17 protein-coding genes and 2 pseudogenes are annotated in these 17736 nt (G+C 61.6%); 10 read left to right on the forward strand and 9 right to left on the reverse strand.

Going from position 1 to position 17736, the window contains the following annotated elements; genetic code table 11:
- Positions 1–41: 41 nt before the first annotated feature.
- Positions 42–905, reverse strand: a complete 864-nt coding sequence (locus tag ACA046_RS08435; RefSeq protein WP_497676261.1) for a LysR family transcriptional regulator — start codon at positions 903–905, stop codon at positions 42–44.
- A 97-nt stretch (positions 906–1002) separates the two neighbouring features.
- Between ACA046_RS08435 and ACA046_RS08440 the strand changes: the two genes are divergently transcribed.
- Positions 1003–1971, forward strand: a complete 969-nt coding sequence (locus tag ACA046_RS08440) for a DMT family transporter (protein ID WP_497676262.1) — start codon at positions 1003–1005, stop codon at positions 1969–1971.
- On the opposite strand, the gene ACA046_RS08445 is transcribed toward ACA046_RS08440, so the two are convergent.
- Both ACA046_RS08445 and ACA046_RS08450 read right to left on the reverse strand, forming a co-directional pair.
- A complete protein-coding gene (locus tag ACA046_RS08445) occupies positions 1885–2256 on the reverse strand; it encodes a VOC family protein (protein ID WP_497676263.1) in 372 nt (123 codons plus the stop codon). The genes ACA046_RS08440 and ACA046_RS08445 overlap by 87 nt on opposite strands.
- A 147-nt stretch (positions 2257–2403) precedes the next feature.
- Positions 2404–2718 carry a helix-turn-helix domain-containing protein gene (locus ACA046_RS08450; protein WP_003219061.1) on the reverse strand — a complete coding sequence of 105 codons (315 nt, stop codon included), beginning with the start codon at positions 2716–2718 and terminating at the stop codon, positions 2404–2406.
- A 306-nt stretch (positions 2719–3024) separates the two neighbouring features.
- Between ACA046_RS08450 and ACA046_RS08455 the strand changes: the two are divergent.
- The 3 genes and pseudogenes from ACA046_RS08455 to ACA046_RS08465 all read left to right on the forward strand — a co-directional run.
- A pseudogene (locus ACA046_RS08455) lies at positions 3025–3504 on the forward strand (PAS domain-containing protein); the annotation flags it as partial.
- A 747-nt stretch (positions 3505–4251) separates the two neighbouring features.
- Positions 4252–4743: pseudogene (locus ACA046_RS08460) on the forward strand (methyl-accepting chemotaxis protein); the annotation flags it as partial.
- Between the two features lie 18 nt (positions 4744–4761).
- A complete protein-coding gene (locus tag ACA046_RS08465) occupies positions 4762–6453 on the forward strand; it encodes a putative bifunctional diguanylate cyclase/phosphodiesterase (RefSeq protein WP_459026999.1) in 1692 nt (563 codons plus the stop codon).
- 119 nt (positions 6454–6572) lie between these two features.
- Here the strand turns inward: ACA046_RS08465 and ACA046_RS08470 are convergent, their stop codons facing one another.
- The gene (locus ACA046_RS08470) at positions 6573–7322 is read right to left on the reverse strand and encodes a substrate-binding periplasmic protein (protein ID WP_497676264.1); all 750 of its coding nucleotides are present in this window, start codon (positions 7320–7322) and stop codon (positions 6573–6575) included.
- Positions 7323–7455: 133 nt separating this feature from the next.
- Between ACA046_RS08470 and dnaX the strand changes: the two genes are divergently transcribed.
- The 5 genes from dnaX (at position 7456) to ACA046_RS08495 (ending at position 13244) form a co-directional block, all read left to right on the forward strand.
- Positions 7456–9510: a DNA polymerase III subunit gamma/tau gene (dnaX, locus tag ACA046_RS08475; RefSeq protein ID WP_459027003.1), complete on the forward strand. Its 2055-nt coding sequence runs from the start codon at positions 7456–7458 to the stop codon at positions 9508–9510.
- A 43-nt stretch (positions 9511–9553) separates the two neighbouring features.
- On the forward strand, positions 9554–9892 hold the full coding sequence (locus tag ACA046_RS08480) for a YbaB/EbfC family nucleoid-associated protein (protein ID WP_003193199.1): 339 nt from the start codon (positions 9554–9556) through the stop codon (positions 9890–9892).
- A gap of 271 nt (positions 9893–10163) precedes the next feature.
- Positions 10164–11198, forward strand: coding sequence for an NADPH-dependent curcumin/dihydrocurcumin reductase (curA, locus tag ACA046_RS08485; RefSeq protein WP_076017208.1), 1035 nt, complete (start codon positions 10164–10166; stop codon positions 11196–11198).
- 65 nt (positions 11199–11263) lie between these two features.
- Positions 11264–11866, forward strand: a complete 603-nt coding sequence (gene recR, locus ACA046_RS08490; RefSeq protein ID WP_003219049.1) for a recombination mediator RecR — start codon at positions 11264–11266, stop codon at positions 11864–11866.
- A 229-nt stretch (positions 11867–12095) separates the two neighbouring features.
- Entirely contained in the window at positions 12096–13244 is a 1149-nt protein-coding gene (locus ACA046_RS08495) for an acyl-CoA dehydrogenase family protein (RefSeq protein ID WP_497676265.1), read from the forward strand.
- Between the two features lie 84 nt (positions 13245–13328).
- On the opposite strand, the gene ACA046_RS08500 is transcribed toward ACA046_RS08495, so the two are convergent.
- Together ACA046_RS08500 and fnr are read right to left on the reverse strand one after the other, a co-directional pair.
- Entirely contained in the window at positions 13329–13877 is a 549-nt protein-coding gene (locus ACA046_RS08500; RefSeq protein WP_330208230.1) for an adenine phosphoribosyltransferase, read from the reverse strand.
- Positions 13878–13957: 80 nt separating this feature from the next.
- Positions 13958–14692 (reverse strand): fumarate/nitrate reduction transcriptional regulator Fnr, encoded by a 735-nt coding sequence (fnr, locus tag ACA046_RS08505; protein ID WP_003219044.1) that lies wholly within the window; start codon positions 14690–14692, stop codon positions 13958–13960.
- Between the two features lie 153 nt (positions 14693–14845).
- Here fnr and ACA046_RS08510 point away from each other — a divergent pair, with 153 nt between their 5' ends.
- Positions 14846–15334: a hypothetical protein gene (locus tag ACA046_RS08510; protein WP_497676266.1), complete on the forward strand. Its 489-nt coding sequence runs from the start codon at positions 14846–14848 to the stop codon at positions 15332–15334.
- Between the two features lie 7 nt (positions 15335–15341).
- On the opposite strand, the gene hemN is transcribed toward ACA046_RS08510, so the two are convergent.
- The 3 genes from hemN to ccoS all read right to left on the reverse strand — a co-directional run bounded on the left by hemN (position 15342) and on the right by ccoS (position 17722).
- On the reverse strand, positions 15342–16724 hold the full coding sequence (gene hemN / locus ACA046_RS08515; protein ID WP_076017212.1) for an oxygen-independent coproporphyrinogen III oxidase: 1383 nt from the start codon (positions 16722–16724) through the stop codon (positions 15342–15344).
- A 103-nt stretch (positions 16725–16827) separates the two neighbouring features.
- The gene (locus ACA046_RS08520; protein WP_459027011.1) at positions 16828–17511 is read right to left on the reverse strand and encodes a sulfite exporter TauE/SafE family protein; all 684 of its coding nucleotides are present in this window, start codon (positions 17509–17511) and stop codon (positions 16828–16830) included.
- A complete protein-coding gene (ccoS, locus tag ACA046_RS08525; RefSeq protein ID WP_003219033.1) occupies positions 17504–17722 on the reverse strand; it encodes a cbb3-type cytochrome oxidase assembly protein CcoS in 219 nt (72 codons plus the stop codon). The genes ACA046_RS08520 and ccoS overlap by 8 nt, the downstream gene beginning before the upstream one ends.
- Positions 17723–17736: the final 14 nt, after the last annotated feature.

The raw sequence follows: 17736 nt of genomic DNA on the forward strand, positions 1-17736 counted from the left end.
ATTAATTTCGCGCGAGGATAACTGAAACATGCTGTAACGGGTTAGCTGAATGTCTCCCGCAGCAGTCCCGCAAAGGCGTCCCGTGCCAGGTGGCGTTGGGTGTCTTTGTGCCAGAACAGCAGGTTATCCACGGCAGCCAATTCGTCGAAGCGGTAGGACGTCAATTGGTTGGCCTGCTCGTAGCGCGCCAGGATGCCTTCCGGCGCCAGCGCCACGCCAATCCCCGCGCTGACGCAGCCAATGATCGTGCCCCAACTGGCATAACTCGCGATGGCCGGCTTGATGTCGTGGGGCTTGAGCCAGTTTTCCAGGGCGGCGCGGTACGGGCAGCCGGGCGGCCAGACCAGCAAGGTGCGGCCGGCTAAGTCCCGGGCATCCTCGATAGGCGCGCTGGAGGCGCTGGTGATCAGCACCAGGCGCTCGCTGTAGACCACGCTTTGTTCGAGCTTCGGGCGTTTGCCGCCGGCGGCCACCAGCGCCGCATCGATGCGGTGATGTTGCAGGTCATCGAGTAACTGCGCCCAGGCACCGGTCACCAATTCCAATTCCACCTGTGGATAGCGCCGATGGTATTCAGCCAGCAACGGCGGCAGGCGGCCACTGGCACTCGACTCCACCGCGCCGATGCGCAGCTTGCCGCGTGGAATTGCATTGCTGTCGACGGCGCGCTTGGACTCTTCCACCAGCGCCAGGATGCGCTCGCAGTAGTCGAGAAACACTTCGCCGGCCGCACTGATCGACAACCCGCGCCCGGCACGAATGAACAGCGGGGTGCCCAACTCGCCTTCCAGTTGCTTGATGCGCGTGGTGATGTTGGACGGCACGCAGTGCAGTTGCAGGGCGGCCTGGGCCACGCTGCCGGTTTGCGCCACGGCTTTCACCATTTTCAGTTGGGCCAGTTCCATCGCTCAGTTCCAGTGATTACAGAAGTCAGAAACGGTTAATTGTCTTGCGCCGTGCCGGGGCCAAGACTGACGGCATTCCCACTGCTGGACGCCGTTCATGAATGCCCCATCACCCGTAAAGCTTACGCTAGTCACTGCCAGCGTCATCCTCTGTTGGGCATATTCGCCGATCGGCGTGCACATGGCCTTGCACAGTTACAGCCCGGGCCAACTGGCCTTGGGGCGGTTTCTGATTGCTTCGGTGTTGATGGCCGGCGTGGCATTGGTCGGGAAGATCGAGCGGCCACGGCTGCGGGACCTCCCGTGGCTGCTGGTGCTGGGGTTCTTCGGGATTTTCCTGCACCACCTCACGATCAATTTCGGCCAGCAATTTGTCACGGCTGCCGCTTCCAGTGTGCTGGCGCAGTCGGTTCCGCTGTTTACAGTGCTGGTGGCGTTTTTTGGCTTGAAGGAGCGGGTCACCGGCTGGCGCTGGGGTTGCGTGTTGCTGGGTTTGAGCGGGGTACTGGTGGTGATCTGGGGTGAGCATGGCCTGGGGGAGATTGACCCCCGTGGCTTGATGATCCTGGTGGCAGCGCTGTCGTGGAGCCTTTATTTCACGATCCAGAAACACTATTCCCGGCGCTACAGCCCGCTGACCACGGTGTGCTACACGGTGTGGTCGGGCACCTTGCTGCTGTGTGTGTATTTGCCGGATTTACCGGCAGTGGTGGCGCAGTCATCAGCCCAAGCCAACTGGGCGGTGTTGTTGCTCGGCGTGTTTCCCAGCGCCCTGGCGTACCTGGCCTGGGCCTACGTGTTGCGGCATGTCGAAGTCAGCCGCGCTTCAGTGGCGCTGTACCTGGTGCCGCCGGTGGCGATGGTGATGGCCGCCTCGCTGCTGGGCGAGCAGGTTTCGATGCGCGTGGTGCTGGGTGGCCTGATCGTGCTGGCCAGTGTCGGCGCCATCAGCCTGGAAGGGCGCAGGCGCCGCAAGCCGTTACGGGTTCACGGTGAACACCCGCAGGCGGTGACCGTCGGGGTCCTGGGCGACAAAGGTGTAGCCGAAATCCGCCTCGACCGGTGACTGGATGATGCTCAACCCCAGTTGCACCCAGCGCGCGTGCAGTTCATCGACCGCTGCTATATCAGCGACGCAGAATCCCACCTCGCCACCGCCGACGGTGGCCTGGGCAGCCGGCTCCACGGTATGGCGCGACCACAGCCCGAGTTTTACCCCGTTGTCGAGGATGAACAATGCGAAGGTCGGCCCCAGCTCTACAGGTGCATTGTCCAGCAGGCGGCTATAGAGGTTGGCGCTGGTGGCCGGGCTGTCGACGTACAACAAAAAGTAATGGGCAGTGCTATTCATGATGACTCCCTGATAGTGCGCAGCAATGCTGCGGCTCAGTCCCTAGTCTAAGGGGCTGTCCTGTCAGTTCATGTCAGGAGTCATCAAGCAAAGAGCAGACAGTCTCGCTGTCTGCTCTTTTTATTGCGTGCACTGGTGTTGCGAGCTCTAAGGCTTGGACAAGGCCTGGTCTACCGCTGCGATCAGCTTTCCCAGATCCTTCGGGGTGGCTTTATGAATGACACCGAACAGATAAGCGCGCTGTTCCTCTTCGTCGACCAAGTCTGCGAAAAAGACTTTCAGCTTCACTCCCAGCGCCTCTGCGAACAAGAACAGAGCCTCGACGCTGGGTGTATAGGTGCCGGTTTCGAAGCGGCTGATGGTTTTAGGGTCAAAACCGGTTTTTTCACCTAGTTCAGCCTGAGTAAGCCCTGCGACCTTGCGGTAACGTCTGATGGCCGGACCCAAACTTGAAATGTGCATCGCTCAATTCCCATTTAGAATCAAGAACTTAACGATAAATCTTAAAAATAGACAACCGCATATACCATCACCTTTTCTTGCAAAATGTGATGTAATTCGTAGAATCGGCATCTAGGACAAGTATTTGGTGGTCTCGTTTCAGAAGGCAGGTTTATGAAACAGGAAATCATTGCTTTCTCCTTACTCTCATAAATGTGCCCATAAAACGGACGCTTGGCAGGGACTGAAACGTCGCTCGTCAGTGCCACGCTTCATTGCGCCTCACGTGCTGGATACCCGAATTCAAGCCTAGTTGATCATCTCTGAATGGATGATGAATTGCTGTGCAAAATCGTGGGTTTGCGCCCGTTGCGGCCAACCAGCCGATCGACGGCGCAGCCCGACTGGAAATACGAATCCGCCTGTCCTGCCTACCCGGTAGTCGAGAGAGCGATCGAATGCTGTCCATGGAGCTTTAACGTGCGTCTCAACTTGCCGGTCACTGCTGTTGAACAGACTTTTGGGGAGCAGCAACGGCTAATTTCCGCGACTGACGTCAACAGCCACATTACCTACTGCAACGCCGAGTTTGCCGCCATGAGCGGTTTTACCCAGGCCGAGCTGATCGGCAGCACCCATAACCTGGTGCGCCACCCGGACATGCCGCCTGCCGTATTCCAACTGATGTGGAGCTACCTCAAGGCCGGGCAGAGCTGGATGGGCGTGGTGAAGAACCGCTGCAAGAACGGCAACTACTATTGGGTCAGCGCCTATGTGACGCCGATTCTCGAAGACGGGCGGCTGACCGGATACGAGTCGGTGCGGGTCAAGCCCACCCGCGAACAGGTACGGCGCGCCGAAGCGCTGTACGCGCGTTTGCAGGCCGGTGGTGCGGCGGTCGCGCCAGTGCGGCGCCTGGCGTCCGTGGCCCAGGCCTTGGCTTTGCCATTGGTGGCCGCCGCCGCCAGCGTCGCCGCCTTTCAATGGGCTCCGGGTGTGTGGGGTCAGGCGGTGACCGTTGGCCTGTTTCTCGGTGTAGGCATCTGGGCCCATCAACGCTTGGGACTACAGCTCAAGCGGATTGTGCAGAACACGCCCAATACCTTTTCCGACCCTATCAGCGCTATGACCTACAGCGATGCGCTGGGGCCGACCGCGCAGTTGGAAATGATCCTGATCAGCGAAGAAGCGCGACTTAAGACTGCCCTTACGCGCCTCAGCGATCTGGCCAACCAGATGGCCGAAGCGGCCGCCCATTCCAGCGTGCTGTCGAGCACCACCGAGTCGGCGCTGTTGGAACAACGTGCCGAGACCGACATGACTGCCGCCGCCATGACCGAGATGGCCGCGTCCATCGCCGAAGTGGCGGTGCACGTGCAGCAAACCGCCAGCGAAGCCCACACCGCCAACACCCTCGCCGAGCAGGGCAGCCAGGTGGCCGGCACGTCGCGCGAGGCGATCCAGTTGCTGGCCGGCACCGTCACCCAGATCAACCAGGCGGTGGGCAACCTCGCCGGGCAGACCCAGCAAATCCAGGTGGCCGCGAGCATGATCCAGGCGATCGCCGACCAGACCAACCTGTTGGCCCTCAACGCGGCCATTGAAGCGGCCCGCGCCGGTGAGCAGGGCCGCGGTTTTGCCGTGGTGGCCGACGAGGTGCGCGCATTGGCGGGCAAGACCCGCGAGTCGACCCAGCAGATCCAGGGCATCATCCAGAACCTGCGGGCCGGCGCCGATGAGGCGGTCGAGATCGCGAGCCTGGGCATTCACGAAGCCGAGCAGGGCGTGCAGCAGGTGCTTGAGGCGCAGCAGGCGCTGCAAGGTATTCGCCACGCGGTGGAGCGAATTACCGACATGAGTCAGCAAATGGCTGCCGCCTCCCAGGAACAATCCCACGTCGCCGAGGAAGTTTCACAACAGATCAATAACGTCGCCGCCACGGTGCAAAAGACAGCGGGCAATGCCAACGCTGCAGTCACCCGTGGCAGGGAACTCGATAGCATCTCTTCCGGGTTGCGCGCCCTGGTCGAGCGGTTCAACCGCTAGCCACAGTGAGCCTCACTCATGGAAGAGAAATACCGCAGGGCCGTGGATGCAGCCGCCATTTTCTCCGAGACTGACCTGGCGGGCTGCATCACTTACGTCAATGACCAGTTCTGCGGCATGTCCGGCTACGGGCGTGACGAGTTACTGGGGCAAAACCACCGGATCCTGAGTTCTGGCCTGCACCCTGCCGCATTCTTCCAGGGCATGTGGCAGGCCATCAGCGAAGGCCGGGTATGGCGTGGGGAAATCTGCAACCGGGCCAAGGATGGAACCCTGTATTGGGTGGACAGCACCATGGTGCCACTGGTCGATGAAAAGACCGGGCGGGTGCAGAAGTACGTGTCGATCCGCTTTGATGTGAGCGAAAAGCGCCAGTTGTTGCACACCCTGCAATGGCGGGTCGGCCACGACGTGCTGACCGGCTTGCCCAACCGTGCCTATCTGTCCGAGCTGCTCAATCAGTCCCTGGAGTTCTCCCGCAGCGAAAACATTCCGCTGGCGCTGTGCATGCTCGATCTGGATGGCTTCAAGGCGGTCAACGATGGCTATGGGCATGCCTGTGGCGATCTGTTGTTGGTGGAGGTGGCCACGCGGCTGCGGGAGATTATTCGCGGCGAAGATGTGGTCGCCCGGTTGGCGGGTGATGAGTTTGTGCTGATCCTGCGTTACGTGCGCGATATCGACGAGCTTAACGCCGCCTTGCTGCGCATCCTCAAGGCGATTTCCGAGCCTTACTCGATCCAGGGGGCCGAGCTGAACGTGTTCGCCAGCATTGGCGTCACCCTGTTCCCCTTGGATGACGAAGACGCCGACACCTTGCTGCGTCATGCCGACCAGGCGATGTATGTGGCCAAGCAGAGCGGGCGCAACCGTTACCAGTTGTTTGATGTGTCCCTGGAGCAGGAGGTGAAGGCCAGTCACCAGACCGTGGAGCAGATTCGCCAGGCCCTGGCGGCGGGCCAGTTGTGCCTGCATTACCAGCCCAAGGTCAATCTGCGCTGCGGCACGGTGGTGGGGTTCGAAGCGTTGTTACGCTGGCAGCACCCCGAGCGCGGGTTGGTGGCGCCGGGGGATTTCCTGCCGCTGATCGAGCAGACCGACCTGATTGTCGACATCGGCGAATGGGTGATCGACCAGGTGTTGGGGCAGATGCACCGCTGGCAGGTGCGTGGGCACTGGTGGTCGGTGAGCGTGAATATCGCGGCGCGGCATTTCCAGCGCGAGGATTTTGTCGAGCGGCTGCAGGATTTACTGGCGCAGTACCCGCAGGTGGAGCCGCACCGGCTGGACCTGGAAATCGCCGAGTCGGTGGCGGTCGACAACATCCAGCGCGTCACCCAGCACCTGCAAGCCTGCCAGGCCCTGGGCGTGCAGTTCTCCCTGGATGATTTTGGCACTGGCTATTCTTCCCTGAGTTACCTCAAGCGCCTGCCGACCCAGACCATCAAGATCGACAAGTCATTTGTGCGCGACATCCTGCACGACAAAGACGACCTGGCGCTGACCAAGGCGGTGATCGGCCTCGCCCGGGCGTTTGGTCGTGAAGTGATTGCCGAAGGTCTGGAAACCCTGGAGCACGGGCAGCTATTGATGCGCATGGGCTGCGAAGTGGCCCAGGGCTACTTCATCGCCCGGCCGATGCCGGCGGGCGAGGTCCCAGGTTGGGTGGAAGGGTTCAGGCCGCCGGCTCAGTGGCAAAAGCTTGAGTGATGTTTACTGTGGCGAGGGAGCTTGCTCCCGCTGGAGTGCGCAGCGCTCCCAAAGATCTTGGGGCCGCTACGCAGCCCAGCGGGAGCAAGCTCCCTCGCCACAAGGTAAATCAGGTGATCTCAAGGGGACGGCGCGCTGTTCCCGGTATAGAGATTGATGATTTCATCAATCTCACCGGACATTTTCATTCGCAACAACGTGCGCAGAATCTGCTGGACCGGCACCAGCGGGTCGTTGCGCACATAGCACCCCAGGCTTTGCTCCTCAATCACGGCCACCGTGTGCAGGCGCTGTGTGGGCGGTAACTGCTGATTGAAGCGGTCGAGAATCCATTCGTTGCTCACCGCGTACTTGAAGCGTCCGGCCACCAGTTTTTGCAGCACTTGCTCTTCACTGCGGCTGTCGTCGCGGCTGAGCTGACCGCTGGCGAAGCGTGCCTCCAGGGTCGGGTAGCTATAGCCGAGTACCGTGCCGATGTGTTGCGGCGCCAGTCTGTCCAGTACCACCGAAGGCGGCGGCACGTGCGCCGTGACCAGCACATTGCGCTGCACCAGCAGCGGGATGCTCCAGGTGTAGTCACCCGACAGGTTGTTCAGCCACGCCGGCGTCACGTAGCAGCGCACATCAACGTCGCCACGCTCCATGGCGGTGTCGATGCGCGCCCGGGGGAGTACATGGAATTTCGCGGGGCGCCCGACCTGGGTGGCCAGGCTCAACATCAGGTCATACAAAATCCCTTGGGTCGGCTGGCCCTGGTCGAGTTGCACCATGGGCATGGTCCAGCTGTCGGAAATCGAGAAACGCAGAGGTGCGGGCGCCGCCGCGCTGACCGTGGCGATCATCCACAAGGCGCCCAGGACTGCGCGCATAAACTCTCCGGGTTCAGCCTTTTACGGGCTTGGTTAGACCAGCTTAGTCAGATTAGACGAGCGTGCCGGATGCAATTTCCCCCTTGCTCCGCTAGCATTACCCGCTTCCGCTTCCCAGTTGCGACGGTTTTCGATGAGTTATCAGGTTCTTGCACGTAAATGGCGTCCGCGCTCGTTCCGCGAAATGGTCGGCCAGACCCATGTGCTCAAGGCTCTGATCAATGCCTTGGACAGCCAGCGGCTGCACCACGCCTACCTGTTCACCGGTACCCGCGGTGTGGGCAAGACCACCATTGCGCGCATCATCGCCAAGTGCCTGAACTGTGAAACCGGCATCACCTCGACGCCGTGCGGTACGTGCTCGGTGTGCCGGGAAATCGACGAAGGGCGCTTTGTCGACCTGATCGAGATCGACGCCGCGAGCCGCACCAAGGTCGAAGACACCCGCGAACTGCTCGACAACGTGCAGTACGCGCCCAGCCGTGGCCGCTTCAAGGTCTACCTGATCGACGAAGTGCACATGCTGTCCAGCCACTCTTTCAACGCGTTGTTGAAAACCCTGGAAGAGCCGCCGCCCTACGTCAAATTCATCCTGGCCACCACTGACCCGCAGAAACTTCCTGCAACGATCCTGTCGCGGTGCCTGCAGTTCTCCCTGAAAAACATGACCCCGGAGCGCGTAGTCGAGCATTTGACCCACGTGCTGGGTGTCGAGAACGTGCCGTTCGAAGACGACGCCCTGTGGTTGCTGGGCCGCGCCGCCGACGGCTCGATGCGCGACGCCATGAGCCTCACCGACCAGGCCATCGCCTTCGGTGAAGGCAAGGTTATGGCCGCCGACGTGCGGGCGATGCTCGGCACGCTCGACCACGGCCAAGTGTTCGATGTGCTGCACGCGCTGATCGAAGGCGACGCCAAGGCGTTGCTCGAAGCCGTGCGTCACCTGTCCGAGCAAGGCCCGGACTGGAATGGCGTGCTCTCGGAAATCCTTAATGTGTTGCACCGCGTCGCCATCGCCCAGGCCTTGCCTGAAGGTGTCGACAACGGCCATGGCGACCGCGACCGTGTGTTGGCCCTGGCCCAGGCGTTGCCGGCCGAAGATGTGCAGTTCTACTACCAGATGGGCCTGATTGGCCGACGTGACTTGCCGTTGGCCCCCGACCCGCGTGGCGGCTTCGAAATGGTCCTGCTGCGGATGCTGGCCTTCAGGCCCGCGGACACGGCGGATGCACCGAGACAGCCGCTAAAGCCAGTGGGGATCAGCCAGGCCACAGTTGATTCCGCCAAACCAGTGGCTGGCCCGGCTGTCGTCGCGCCAGTGGTTGCGCCGCCTGCGGCTGTTGCTCCCGCGCCAGCCCCGGTTGTCGCTGAGCCGGTGGCGCCTGTGGTCGTGCCTGAGCCGGTGGTCGAGCCTGCGCCCGTGCCTGAAGTCGACCTGCCGTGGAACGACCCGGTAGAGGCCGAGGTCGAGCTGCAGCCTGCCGTCGAGCCGGTGCTGGAAACCACCAGCGAGCAGCCTGAACTGACACCTATGCCCGCGCCGACCCCGGACAGCGTAGTGCCGGACGCCCCCGAGTGGGTTTCGGCCCCGGTGCCGGAGCCGACCGTCGCGCAAGTGGACGCTGCCACCCCGGGAACCGACCTCGACGACGAGCCGCCGCTGGACGAAGACTACATCGAGCCGGACATGGATTCGGCCTACAGCTACCTGGATGACTTGGCCAGCGAACACACCGCCGAGCCTGCCCCGGAGCCTGAACCTGAACCCGCAGCGATGCCGGCCACCGGCCTGGCGTTGCAATGGCTGGAACTGTTCCCGAAACTGCCGATCTCGGGCATGACCGGCAGCATCGCCGCCAACTGCACGCTGATTGCCGTGGATGGCGACCATTGGCTGTTGCACCTGGACCCGGCCCACAGCGCCCTGTTCAACGCGACCCAGCAGCGCCGGCTCAACGATGCCCTGAACCAGTTCCACGGCCGTACGCTGACCATCAGCATCGAGCTGATCAAGCCCGAACAGGAAACCCCGGCCCAGGCTGCGTCCCGCCGCCGGGTCAACCGCCAGCGCGAAGCTGAAGAGTCGATCCAGGGTGATCCGCTCATCCAGCAGATGATGCAGCAGTTTGGCGCGGTGGTGCGTCACGATACTATTGAACCTGTAGAAGCTCCGGTTCAGGCGTCATAAGCCGGGGCCAATAATTGATCCACGTACTTTTGAGGTGATTCCCATGATGAAAGGTGGCATGGCCGGCCTGATGAAGCAGGCGCAGCAGATGCAGGAAAAGATGGCCAAGATGCAGGAAGAACTGGCCAACGCCGAAGTCACCGGTAAAGCCGGTGGCGATATGGTCAGTGTGGTGATGACCGGTCGTCATGACATCAAGCGCGTGAGCATCGACCCAAGCGTATTGCCGGGCGTGGGCGAAGACGACCTGGAAATGCTCGAGGCGCTGTTTGCCGCGGCCGTCAACGACGCCGTGCGCAAGATCGAAGCCAACAGCCAGGACAAAATGTCCGGCGTGACCGCTGGCATGCAACTGCCGCCGGGTATGAAGCTGCCGTTCTGATCGGCAAGCGCAGCACCGAAAATGCCAGGCCCCGTGCCTGGCATTTTTTTTGCCGGCTATTTTCCATACCCGTAGCAGCTGTCGAGCACCAGCGAGGCTGCGTCGGCAGCGACTCGGCCCCACGTCTGGCATGAAATCAGCGGTGCGGCTAACGTAGCCTCGCTGGCGCTCGACAACTGCTACTGCGAGAGTTTTGTCGAACCCTGGGCCCTGTTTCGGGGTCTGCACCCTATACCGTTGAATTCAATCACCGATAGAAGGAGCCTCGCTGATGTCCGAAGCATTGACCCTCAACCAGCGCATTGTGCTGGTCTCACGCCCCCACGGCGCACCGGTGCCGGAAAACTTTCGACTGGAGCGCGTCGCGCTGCCGGAACTGGCCGACGGCCAGGTCCTGCTGAAAACCCTTTACCTGTCGCTGGATCCCTACATGCGCGGGCGCATGAGTGATGCGCCGTCCTACGCCGCGCCGGTGGAAATCGACGAGGTGATGACCGGTGGCGCTGTCAGCCGTATCGAGCAATCACGTAATCCCAAGTTCGAAGTGGGTGACCTGGTGGTCGGTTCCACCGGCTGGCAGAGCCACAGCATCTCCGATGGCCGCAACCTGATGCCGGTGCCCAAGGGCCTGGCCAGTCCGTCCATGGCCTTGGGCGTGCTGGGTATGCCCGGCATGACCGCTTACATGGGCCTCATGGATATCGGCCAACCCAAGTCCGGGGAAACCCTGGTGGTGGCGGCGGCTTCCGGCGCGGTGGGCTCGGTGGTCGGCCAGGTGGCGAAGATCAAGGGCCTTAGGGTGGTCGGCGTGGCGGGTGGGGCGGACAAGTGCCGCTATGTGGTGGACGAGCTGGGCTTTGATGCCTGCGTCGATCACAAGAGCGACAACTTTGCCGAGGAACTTGCCCAAGCGTGTCCCGAGGGCATCGACATCTACTTTGAAAACGTTGGCGGCAAGGTGTTCGACGCGGTTGTGCCGCTGCTGAATGCCAAGGCCCGAATCCCGTTGTGTGGCCTGATCGCCGGCTACAACGCCCACGAAGCCCCCAGCGGCCCCGACCGGCTGCCAGCGCTGCAGCGCACCCTGCTGACCAAGCGTGTGCGCATCCAGGGCTTTATCGTGTTCGACGACTATGGCGACCGTCAGCCGGAATTCCTCAGCGCCATGGCGCCGTGGGTGCGGGACGGCAAGATCAAGTTCCGCGAGGACGTTGTGGAAGGCCTGGAGCAGGCGCCCGAAGCCTTTATCGGTTTGCTGGAGGGGCGCAACTTCGGCAAGTTGGTGGTGCACGTCGCACAAGATTGAGCATTTGACGCTAATCCGGGGCGCGGGTATAAACCGCGTCTCGTTGTTTTGTCGGACCTTTCCCCATGAGCTTCAGCCCCCTGATTCGTCAACTGATCGACGCCCTGCGCACTTTGCCAGGCGTGGGTCAGAAAACCGCACAGCGCATGGCGCTGCAACTGCTGGAGCGTGATCGCAGCGGCGGCTCCCGACTGGCCCAGGCGTTGAGCCAGGCCATGGAAGGGGTAGGCCACTGCCGCCAGTGCCGCACCTTGACCGAGGAAGAACTCTGCCCGCAATGCGCCGACCCGCGTCGCGACGACACACTGCTGTGCGTCGTTGAAGGGCCGATGGACGTGTACGCGGTGGAGCAGACCGGTTACCGCGGGCGCTACTTTGTGCTCAAGGGCCACCTGTCGCCGCTGGACGGCCTGGGGCCGGAAGCTATCGGTATTCCGCAACTGGTGACGCGGATCGAGGAGCAGGGCACCTTCGTCGAGGTGATCCTGGCCACCAACCCTACGGTGGAAGGCGAAGCGACGGCCCATTACATCGCGCAGTTGCTGACCAACAAAGGCCTGATCACCTCGCGCATCGCCCACGGCGTGCCGTTGGGTGGCGAGCTGGAACTGGTGGATGGCGGTACCTTGGCGCATTCGTTTGCCGGGCGTAAGCCGATCGCCCTGTAACAAACACCGCAGGACAAAATGTGGGAGCTGGGCTTTATGTGGGAGCTGGCTTGCCTGCGATAGCATCACCTCGGTTTAACTGAAAGACCGAGTTGTCTGCATCGCAGGCAAGCCAGCTCCCACATTTGATCTTTACTGTTCATCTAAGTCTTCGTCAGGCTCTGCCTTATATCTTGATAACCAAGCAAGCGCTTGGTAAGTTCGCTCCACCTTCCCGTGGAGCTTGCCGATGTCTGCCTATCAGGAATACTTCGACCCCAGCCACCAATTGGTCCGCGACAGCGTGCGCCGTTTCGTCGAACGCGAGATGTTGCCGGGCATCGAGCAGTGGGAGGAAGCCGAGAGCTTTCCCCGGGAGTTGTACCTGAAGGCCGGCGCGGCGGGGATCCTGGGGATCGGTTACCCCGAAGCCCTTGGCGGCAGCCACGAAGGTGATCTGTTCGCCAAGGTCGCGGCCAGCGAAGAGCTGATGCGCTGCGGCTCCGGCGGTGTGGTGGCGGGGTTGGGCTCGCTGGATATCGGCTTGCCACCCATCGTCAAATGGGCCCGGCCTGAAGTACGCGATCGTGTCGCGCCGCAGGTTTTGTCCGGCGAGAAGATCGCCGCCCTGGCGGTCACCGAGCCTGGTGGTGGATCCGACGTCGCCAACCTGCAAACCCGTGCCGTGCGCGACGGTGATCATTACCGGGTCAGCGGCAGCAAAACCTTTATCACCAGCGGCCAGCGCGCCGACTTCTACACCGTCGCGGTACGTACCGGTGGGCCGGGCTTTGCCGGCATCAGCCTGTTGTTGATCGAAAAGGGCACGCCTGGTTTCACCACCGGCACACCGCTGAAGAAAATGGGCTGGTGGGCGTCGGACACTGCCGAATTATTCTTCGACGATTGCCGCGTACCCGTAGGCAATCTGATCGGCGCCGAGAACATGGGCTTCGCCTGCATCATGGGCAACTTCCAGAGCGAGCGGCTGGCCCTGGCGTTGATGGCCAACATGACCGCGCAGATGGCCCTGGAAGAAAGCCTCAAGTGGGCGGCCCAGCGCGAGGCCTTCGGCAAACCCATTGGCAAGTTCCAGGTGCTCAAGCATCGCTTGGCGGAAATGGCCACGGCGGTGGAAGTCTCCCGGGAATTCACCTACCGCCAGGCCGCCAAGATGGCCGCAGGCAAGAGTGTGATCAAGGAGATTTCCATGGCCAAGAACCTCGCCACCGATACCGCCGACCGCGTGACCTATGACGCAGTGCAGATCCTCGGCGGCCAGGGTTACATGCGCGGCAACCTGGTGGAGCGGCTGTATCGCGACAACCGCATCCTGTCCATCGGCGGCGGGACTCGGGAAGTGATGAACGAAATCATCAGCAAGCAGATGGGCTTGTAGAAAGCGCTTGTGTGGCGAGGGAGCAAGCTCCCTCGCCACACAAGCTCCCTGCCAAAGAAGCTCCCTCGCCACACGAATCCCGGGTTATTGGTCCGTCAGCGCAAACTGGGTCAGGCAGAACGTAGGAATTCCCATGTCTTCCAAACGCTGGGACCCACCCAGCTCCGGCAGATCAATGATCGCTGCCGCTTCGAAAATCCGTGCGCCCATGCGCCGCACCAGGTTGGCCGCCGCGATCAGCGTGCCGCCGGTGGCGATCAGGTCATCGAACATCAGCACCGAATCACCTTCACACAGGCTGTCGGCGTGCACTTCCAGGAAGGCTTCGCCGTACTCGGTCTGGTAACCCTCGGCCAGCACGTCAGCCGGCAATTTGCCTTGCTTGCGGAACAGGATCAGCGGTTTGTTCAACTGATAGGCAATGATCGAGCCGATCAAAAAACCGCGGGCATCCATCGCACCAATGTGGGTGAAGTCGGCTTCGACGTAGCGGTGCACAAAGGTATCGGCCACCAGGCGCAAGGCCTTGGGCGACTGGAACAGCGGCGTAATATCGCGAAAGATCACCCCAGGCTTGGGGAAGTCGATGACTGGGCGAATCAGGGATTTGATGTCGAACGAATCGAAGACCATCGTCGAGGAGTCCTGGGGAGGAAAACGGACTCGAAGTATACCTGCGGCCCAGCCGATTGGCTCGGCCGCAAGCGTCTGGATCAACCGTCGAGCGACCCGCCAGCGAGGGCGCAGAGCTGGATCGGGTCGAGGATATGCACTTCCTTGCCTTCAGCTGCAATCAGCTCATTCTGCTGGAAGCGGGTAAATACCCGGGACACGGTTTCCACCGCCAGGCCCAAATAGTTGCCGATTTCGTTGCGCGACATGCTCAGGCGGAACTGATTGGCCGAGAAACCCCGCGCACGGAACCGCGCGGAGAGGTTGACCAGGAAGGTAGCGATCCGCTCGTCGGCGGTTTTCTTCGACAGGAGCAGCATCATCTGCTGGTCGTCGCGGATTTCACGGCTCATCACGCGCATCAATTGGCGGCGCAATTGCGGCAACTGCAGGGCCAGTTCATCCAGGCGCTCGAACGGGATTTCACACACCGAGGTGGTTTCCAGGGCCTGGGCCGACACTGGATGAATCTCGGTGTCCATGCCCGACAGCCCCACCAGTTCGCTCGGCAGGTGGAAACCGGTGATCTGCTCTTCGCCGCCATCGCTCAGGCTGAAGGTTTTCAACGCGCCAGAACGTACTGCATAAACGGAATCAAACTTGTCGCCCTGGCGAAACAGAAACTCGCCTTTTTTAAGTGGGCGACCGCGTTTAACGATTTCGTCCAGCGCTTCCATGTCTTCCAAATTCAACGAAAGTGGCAGGCAGAGGGGGGCCAGGCTGCAATCCTTGCAATGGGCCTGGCTATGAGCGCGCAGTTTAACTGGCTCGGACATTTCTTAAATCCTTGTGGGAAAACACACATAAGACGTAAGGGTACCGCACTGGGGGATGATCCGGCCAGCGTGTACAAAAAAGCAGCAGCGGTATAAAGGTTTATGTATCGGCGCCGATACATGAACGTATCTCTATGAGCTGGAGCTCAGATCATGTCAGTGAGCACTGTCCAAAACCCGATTATCAACGCGCCTGCGGTGTCGATTTGGAAGGCTGCCGATGCAGCCAAGGAAAAAGAAGCCGCCGCCAAGGCGCCGGCCTCTGAAACCAAGCCTGCCGAGCCCAACGCCACTGAAGGCGTGAAGGTCATCATTTCCGGTGCGGGGATGGGCATGGCCTCGGCTGAGAAATCCTCCAATAGCGATATTGATGAGAGCAGCCTGAGCGACAGCGCCAAGCAGCTGTTGAAAATGATCCGCGAGCTGAGAAAGCAGTTAGCCGAAAAGATGGCTGAGCTCTCTGCCGTCATGGCCGACACATCCATGAGCCCGGAAGCGCGCCAGGCCAAAGTGGCAGGCTTGCAGGGCGAAGTGGCGGCCATTCAGGCCGGCTTGACGACAGCCCAGACGCAATTGGCCAAAGTCCTGAAAGACGAACCGCCTCAGGCTCAGATGGAAGCCATAAGCCTGATGGCGAAGTAACACGCGATCAGATGACCCTGGAGAAGCGCTGCCGGTTCTGGTGTTCGAGGTAGGCATCGAACACCATGCACACCGAGCGCACCAGCAGGCGTCCAGCCGGCAATACTCGGATGCCTTGTGGGTCGAGTTCGATCAGCCCGTCCTCGGCCATCGCTTCCAGTTGTGGCCACAGCTCATCGAAGTAACCACGAAAATCGATGTTGAAAGCCTGTTCGATCTTCTCGAATGCCAGGCTGAAATTGCAGATCAACTGCTGAATCACTTCCCGTCGCAACCGATCATCCGTGGTGCACAACAGCCCTCGGCTGGTAGCCAGTTGCGCGCCTGCCAGAGCGTTCTGGTAGTGGTTCAGGTCACTGCTGTTCTGGCAGTACAGGTCGCCAATCTGGCTGATCGCCGACACCCCAAGCCCGATCAAGTCGCAATGCCCGTGGGTGGTGTAGCCCTGGAAGTTGCGTTGCAGCCTGCCTTCCTCCTGAGCGACGGCCAGTTCGTCATCCGGCAGGGCAAAGTGGTCCATGCCGATGTAGCGGTAGCCGGCCTGGGTCAATTGTTCGATGGTGGTTTGCAGCATCAGCAGCTTTTCGGCCGGGGAGGGCAGGTCATCAGTATCGATCCGCCGCTGAGGCATGAAACGCTCCGGCAGGTGTGCGTAGTTGAACACCGAGAGGCGGTCCGGTTGCAGGCTGATTACTTCTTCCACGGTGCGTGCGAAATTCAGCGGCGTCTGTTTGGGCAAGCCGTAGATCAGGTCGATATTGATCGAACGAAACTGCAGGGTGCGCGCTGCGTCGATCACTGCGCGGGTTTCTTCCAGGCTTTGCAAGCGGTTCACCGCACGCTGCACTTCGGGATCGAGGTCCTGCACGCCGATGCTGACGCGGTTGAAGCCCAGCTCACGCAGCAGGCCCATGGTCGCCCAGTCGGCTTCTCGTGGGTCGATTTCGATCCCGTAGTCGCCGGAATCATCGTCCAGCAGGTTGAAGTGCTGTCGCAGCCGGCCCATGACCTGACGCAGCTCGTCATGGCTGAGAAAGGTCGGGGTGCCACCGCCAAAATGCAGTTGCTCCACCGGCTGCTTGGGGTCGAGGTGGCAGGCCACCAACTGGATTTCCTGCTCCAGGCGTTGCAGATAGGCGTGAGCCCGGCCGCGGTCCTTGGTAATGACCTTGTTGCAGGCGCAGTAGTAGCAAATATTCGCGCAGAACGGCACATGCACATACAGCGACAATGGCCGTGCGGCCTTGCGACTGTCGCGCAGGGCGTGGAGCAGGTCGAAGGTGCCGACCTGGCTGTCGAATTGTACGGCGGTGGGGTACGAGGTATAGCGCGGCCCCGCCAGGTCGTAGCGGTGAATCAGATCAGTGTCCCAACGAATGGCGTCGAGCATGCGGGCGTTCCCCCGGATAGGCTAGTGGGCCGAGTCTAGGGGCTGGGTGGGCAAGCCATCTTGATTTGCATCAACGGGGAGCGGCGCTATGCCACATAGCCTTTTAATGGCCCATTAGCCAGTGCTGGTGCGGGCCGGGTAGCGTCCACAGGCCAAATACAATCACCAGCACGCCACCGGTCATGCGCACGCTTCGTTTGCGCAACAGCGCGGTGACACGCTCGGCCGCCAGCCCAGTGGCCAGCAGTACCGGCCAGGTGCCGAGGCCGAAGGCGAGCATCAGCAATGCACTGTCCAGTGCGTTGCCCTGGCTGGCCGCCCACAGCAGAGTGCTGTAGACCAACCCGCACGGCAGCCAGCCCCACAGCGCGCCCAGCAGTAATGCCCGGGGCAGGCTGGACACCGGCAGCAACCGGTTGGCAACCGGCTGGATATGGCGCCACAGGCCGCGACCGAGGCTTTCGATACGGGTCAGGCCGCTCCACCAGCCGGCCAGGTACAAGCCCATGCAGATCAGCAACAGCCCGGCGAGGATGCGCATGAACATCGCCGCCGGGCTATTGGCCACGGCCCAGCCCGCCAGGCCGATCAACAGGCCGGCGGTGGCATAGCTGAGGATGCGTCCGAGGTTATAGGCCAGCAGCAGGCGAAAGCGGCGACTGCGTTGTTCCTTGGGAATCGCCAGCGTCAGCGCGCCCATCAGGCCGCCGCACATGCCCAGGCAATGGCCGCCGCCGAGCAGGCCGAGGATCACCGCCGAGACCAGCAGGGGCGCCAGTTCAAGCATGGGGCGGGTCTTTGGGCTTGGGCGGTTGCTCAGGGCCATTGGCTTCGTCGACGGCGGCCAGATGATTCGGGTCCTGGTCGTCGAACAGCACGCTGTGGGCCGGGCCATCGAGGTCGTCGTACTGGCCGCTGTCCACCGCCCAGAAGAAGATGTAAATGGCGATGGCCACGATCAACAGCGCCGCCGGGATCATCACGTAAAGAGCTGGCATCTGCACTCCATGCC

It is taken from the genome of Pseudomonas sp. LBUM1641 (assembly GCF_059716235.1).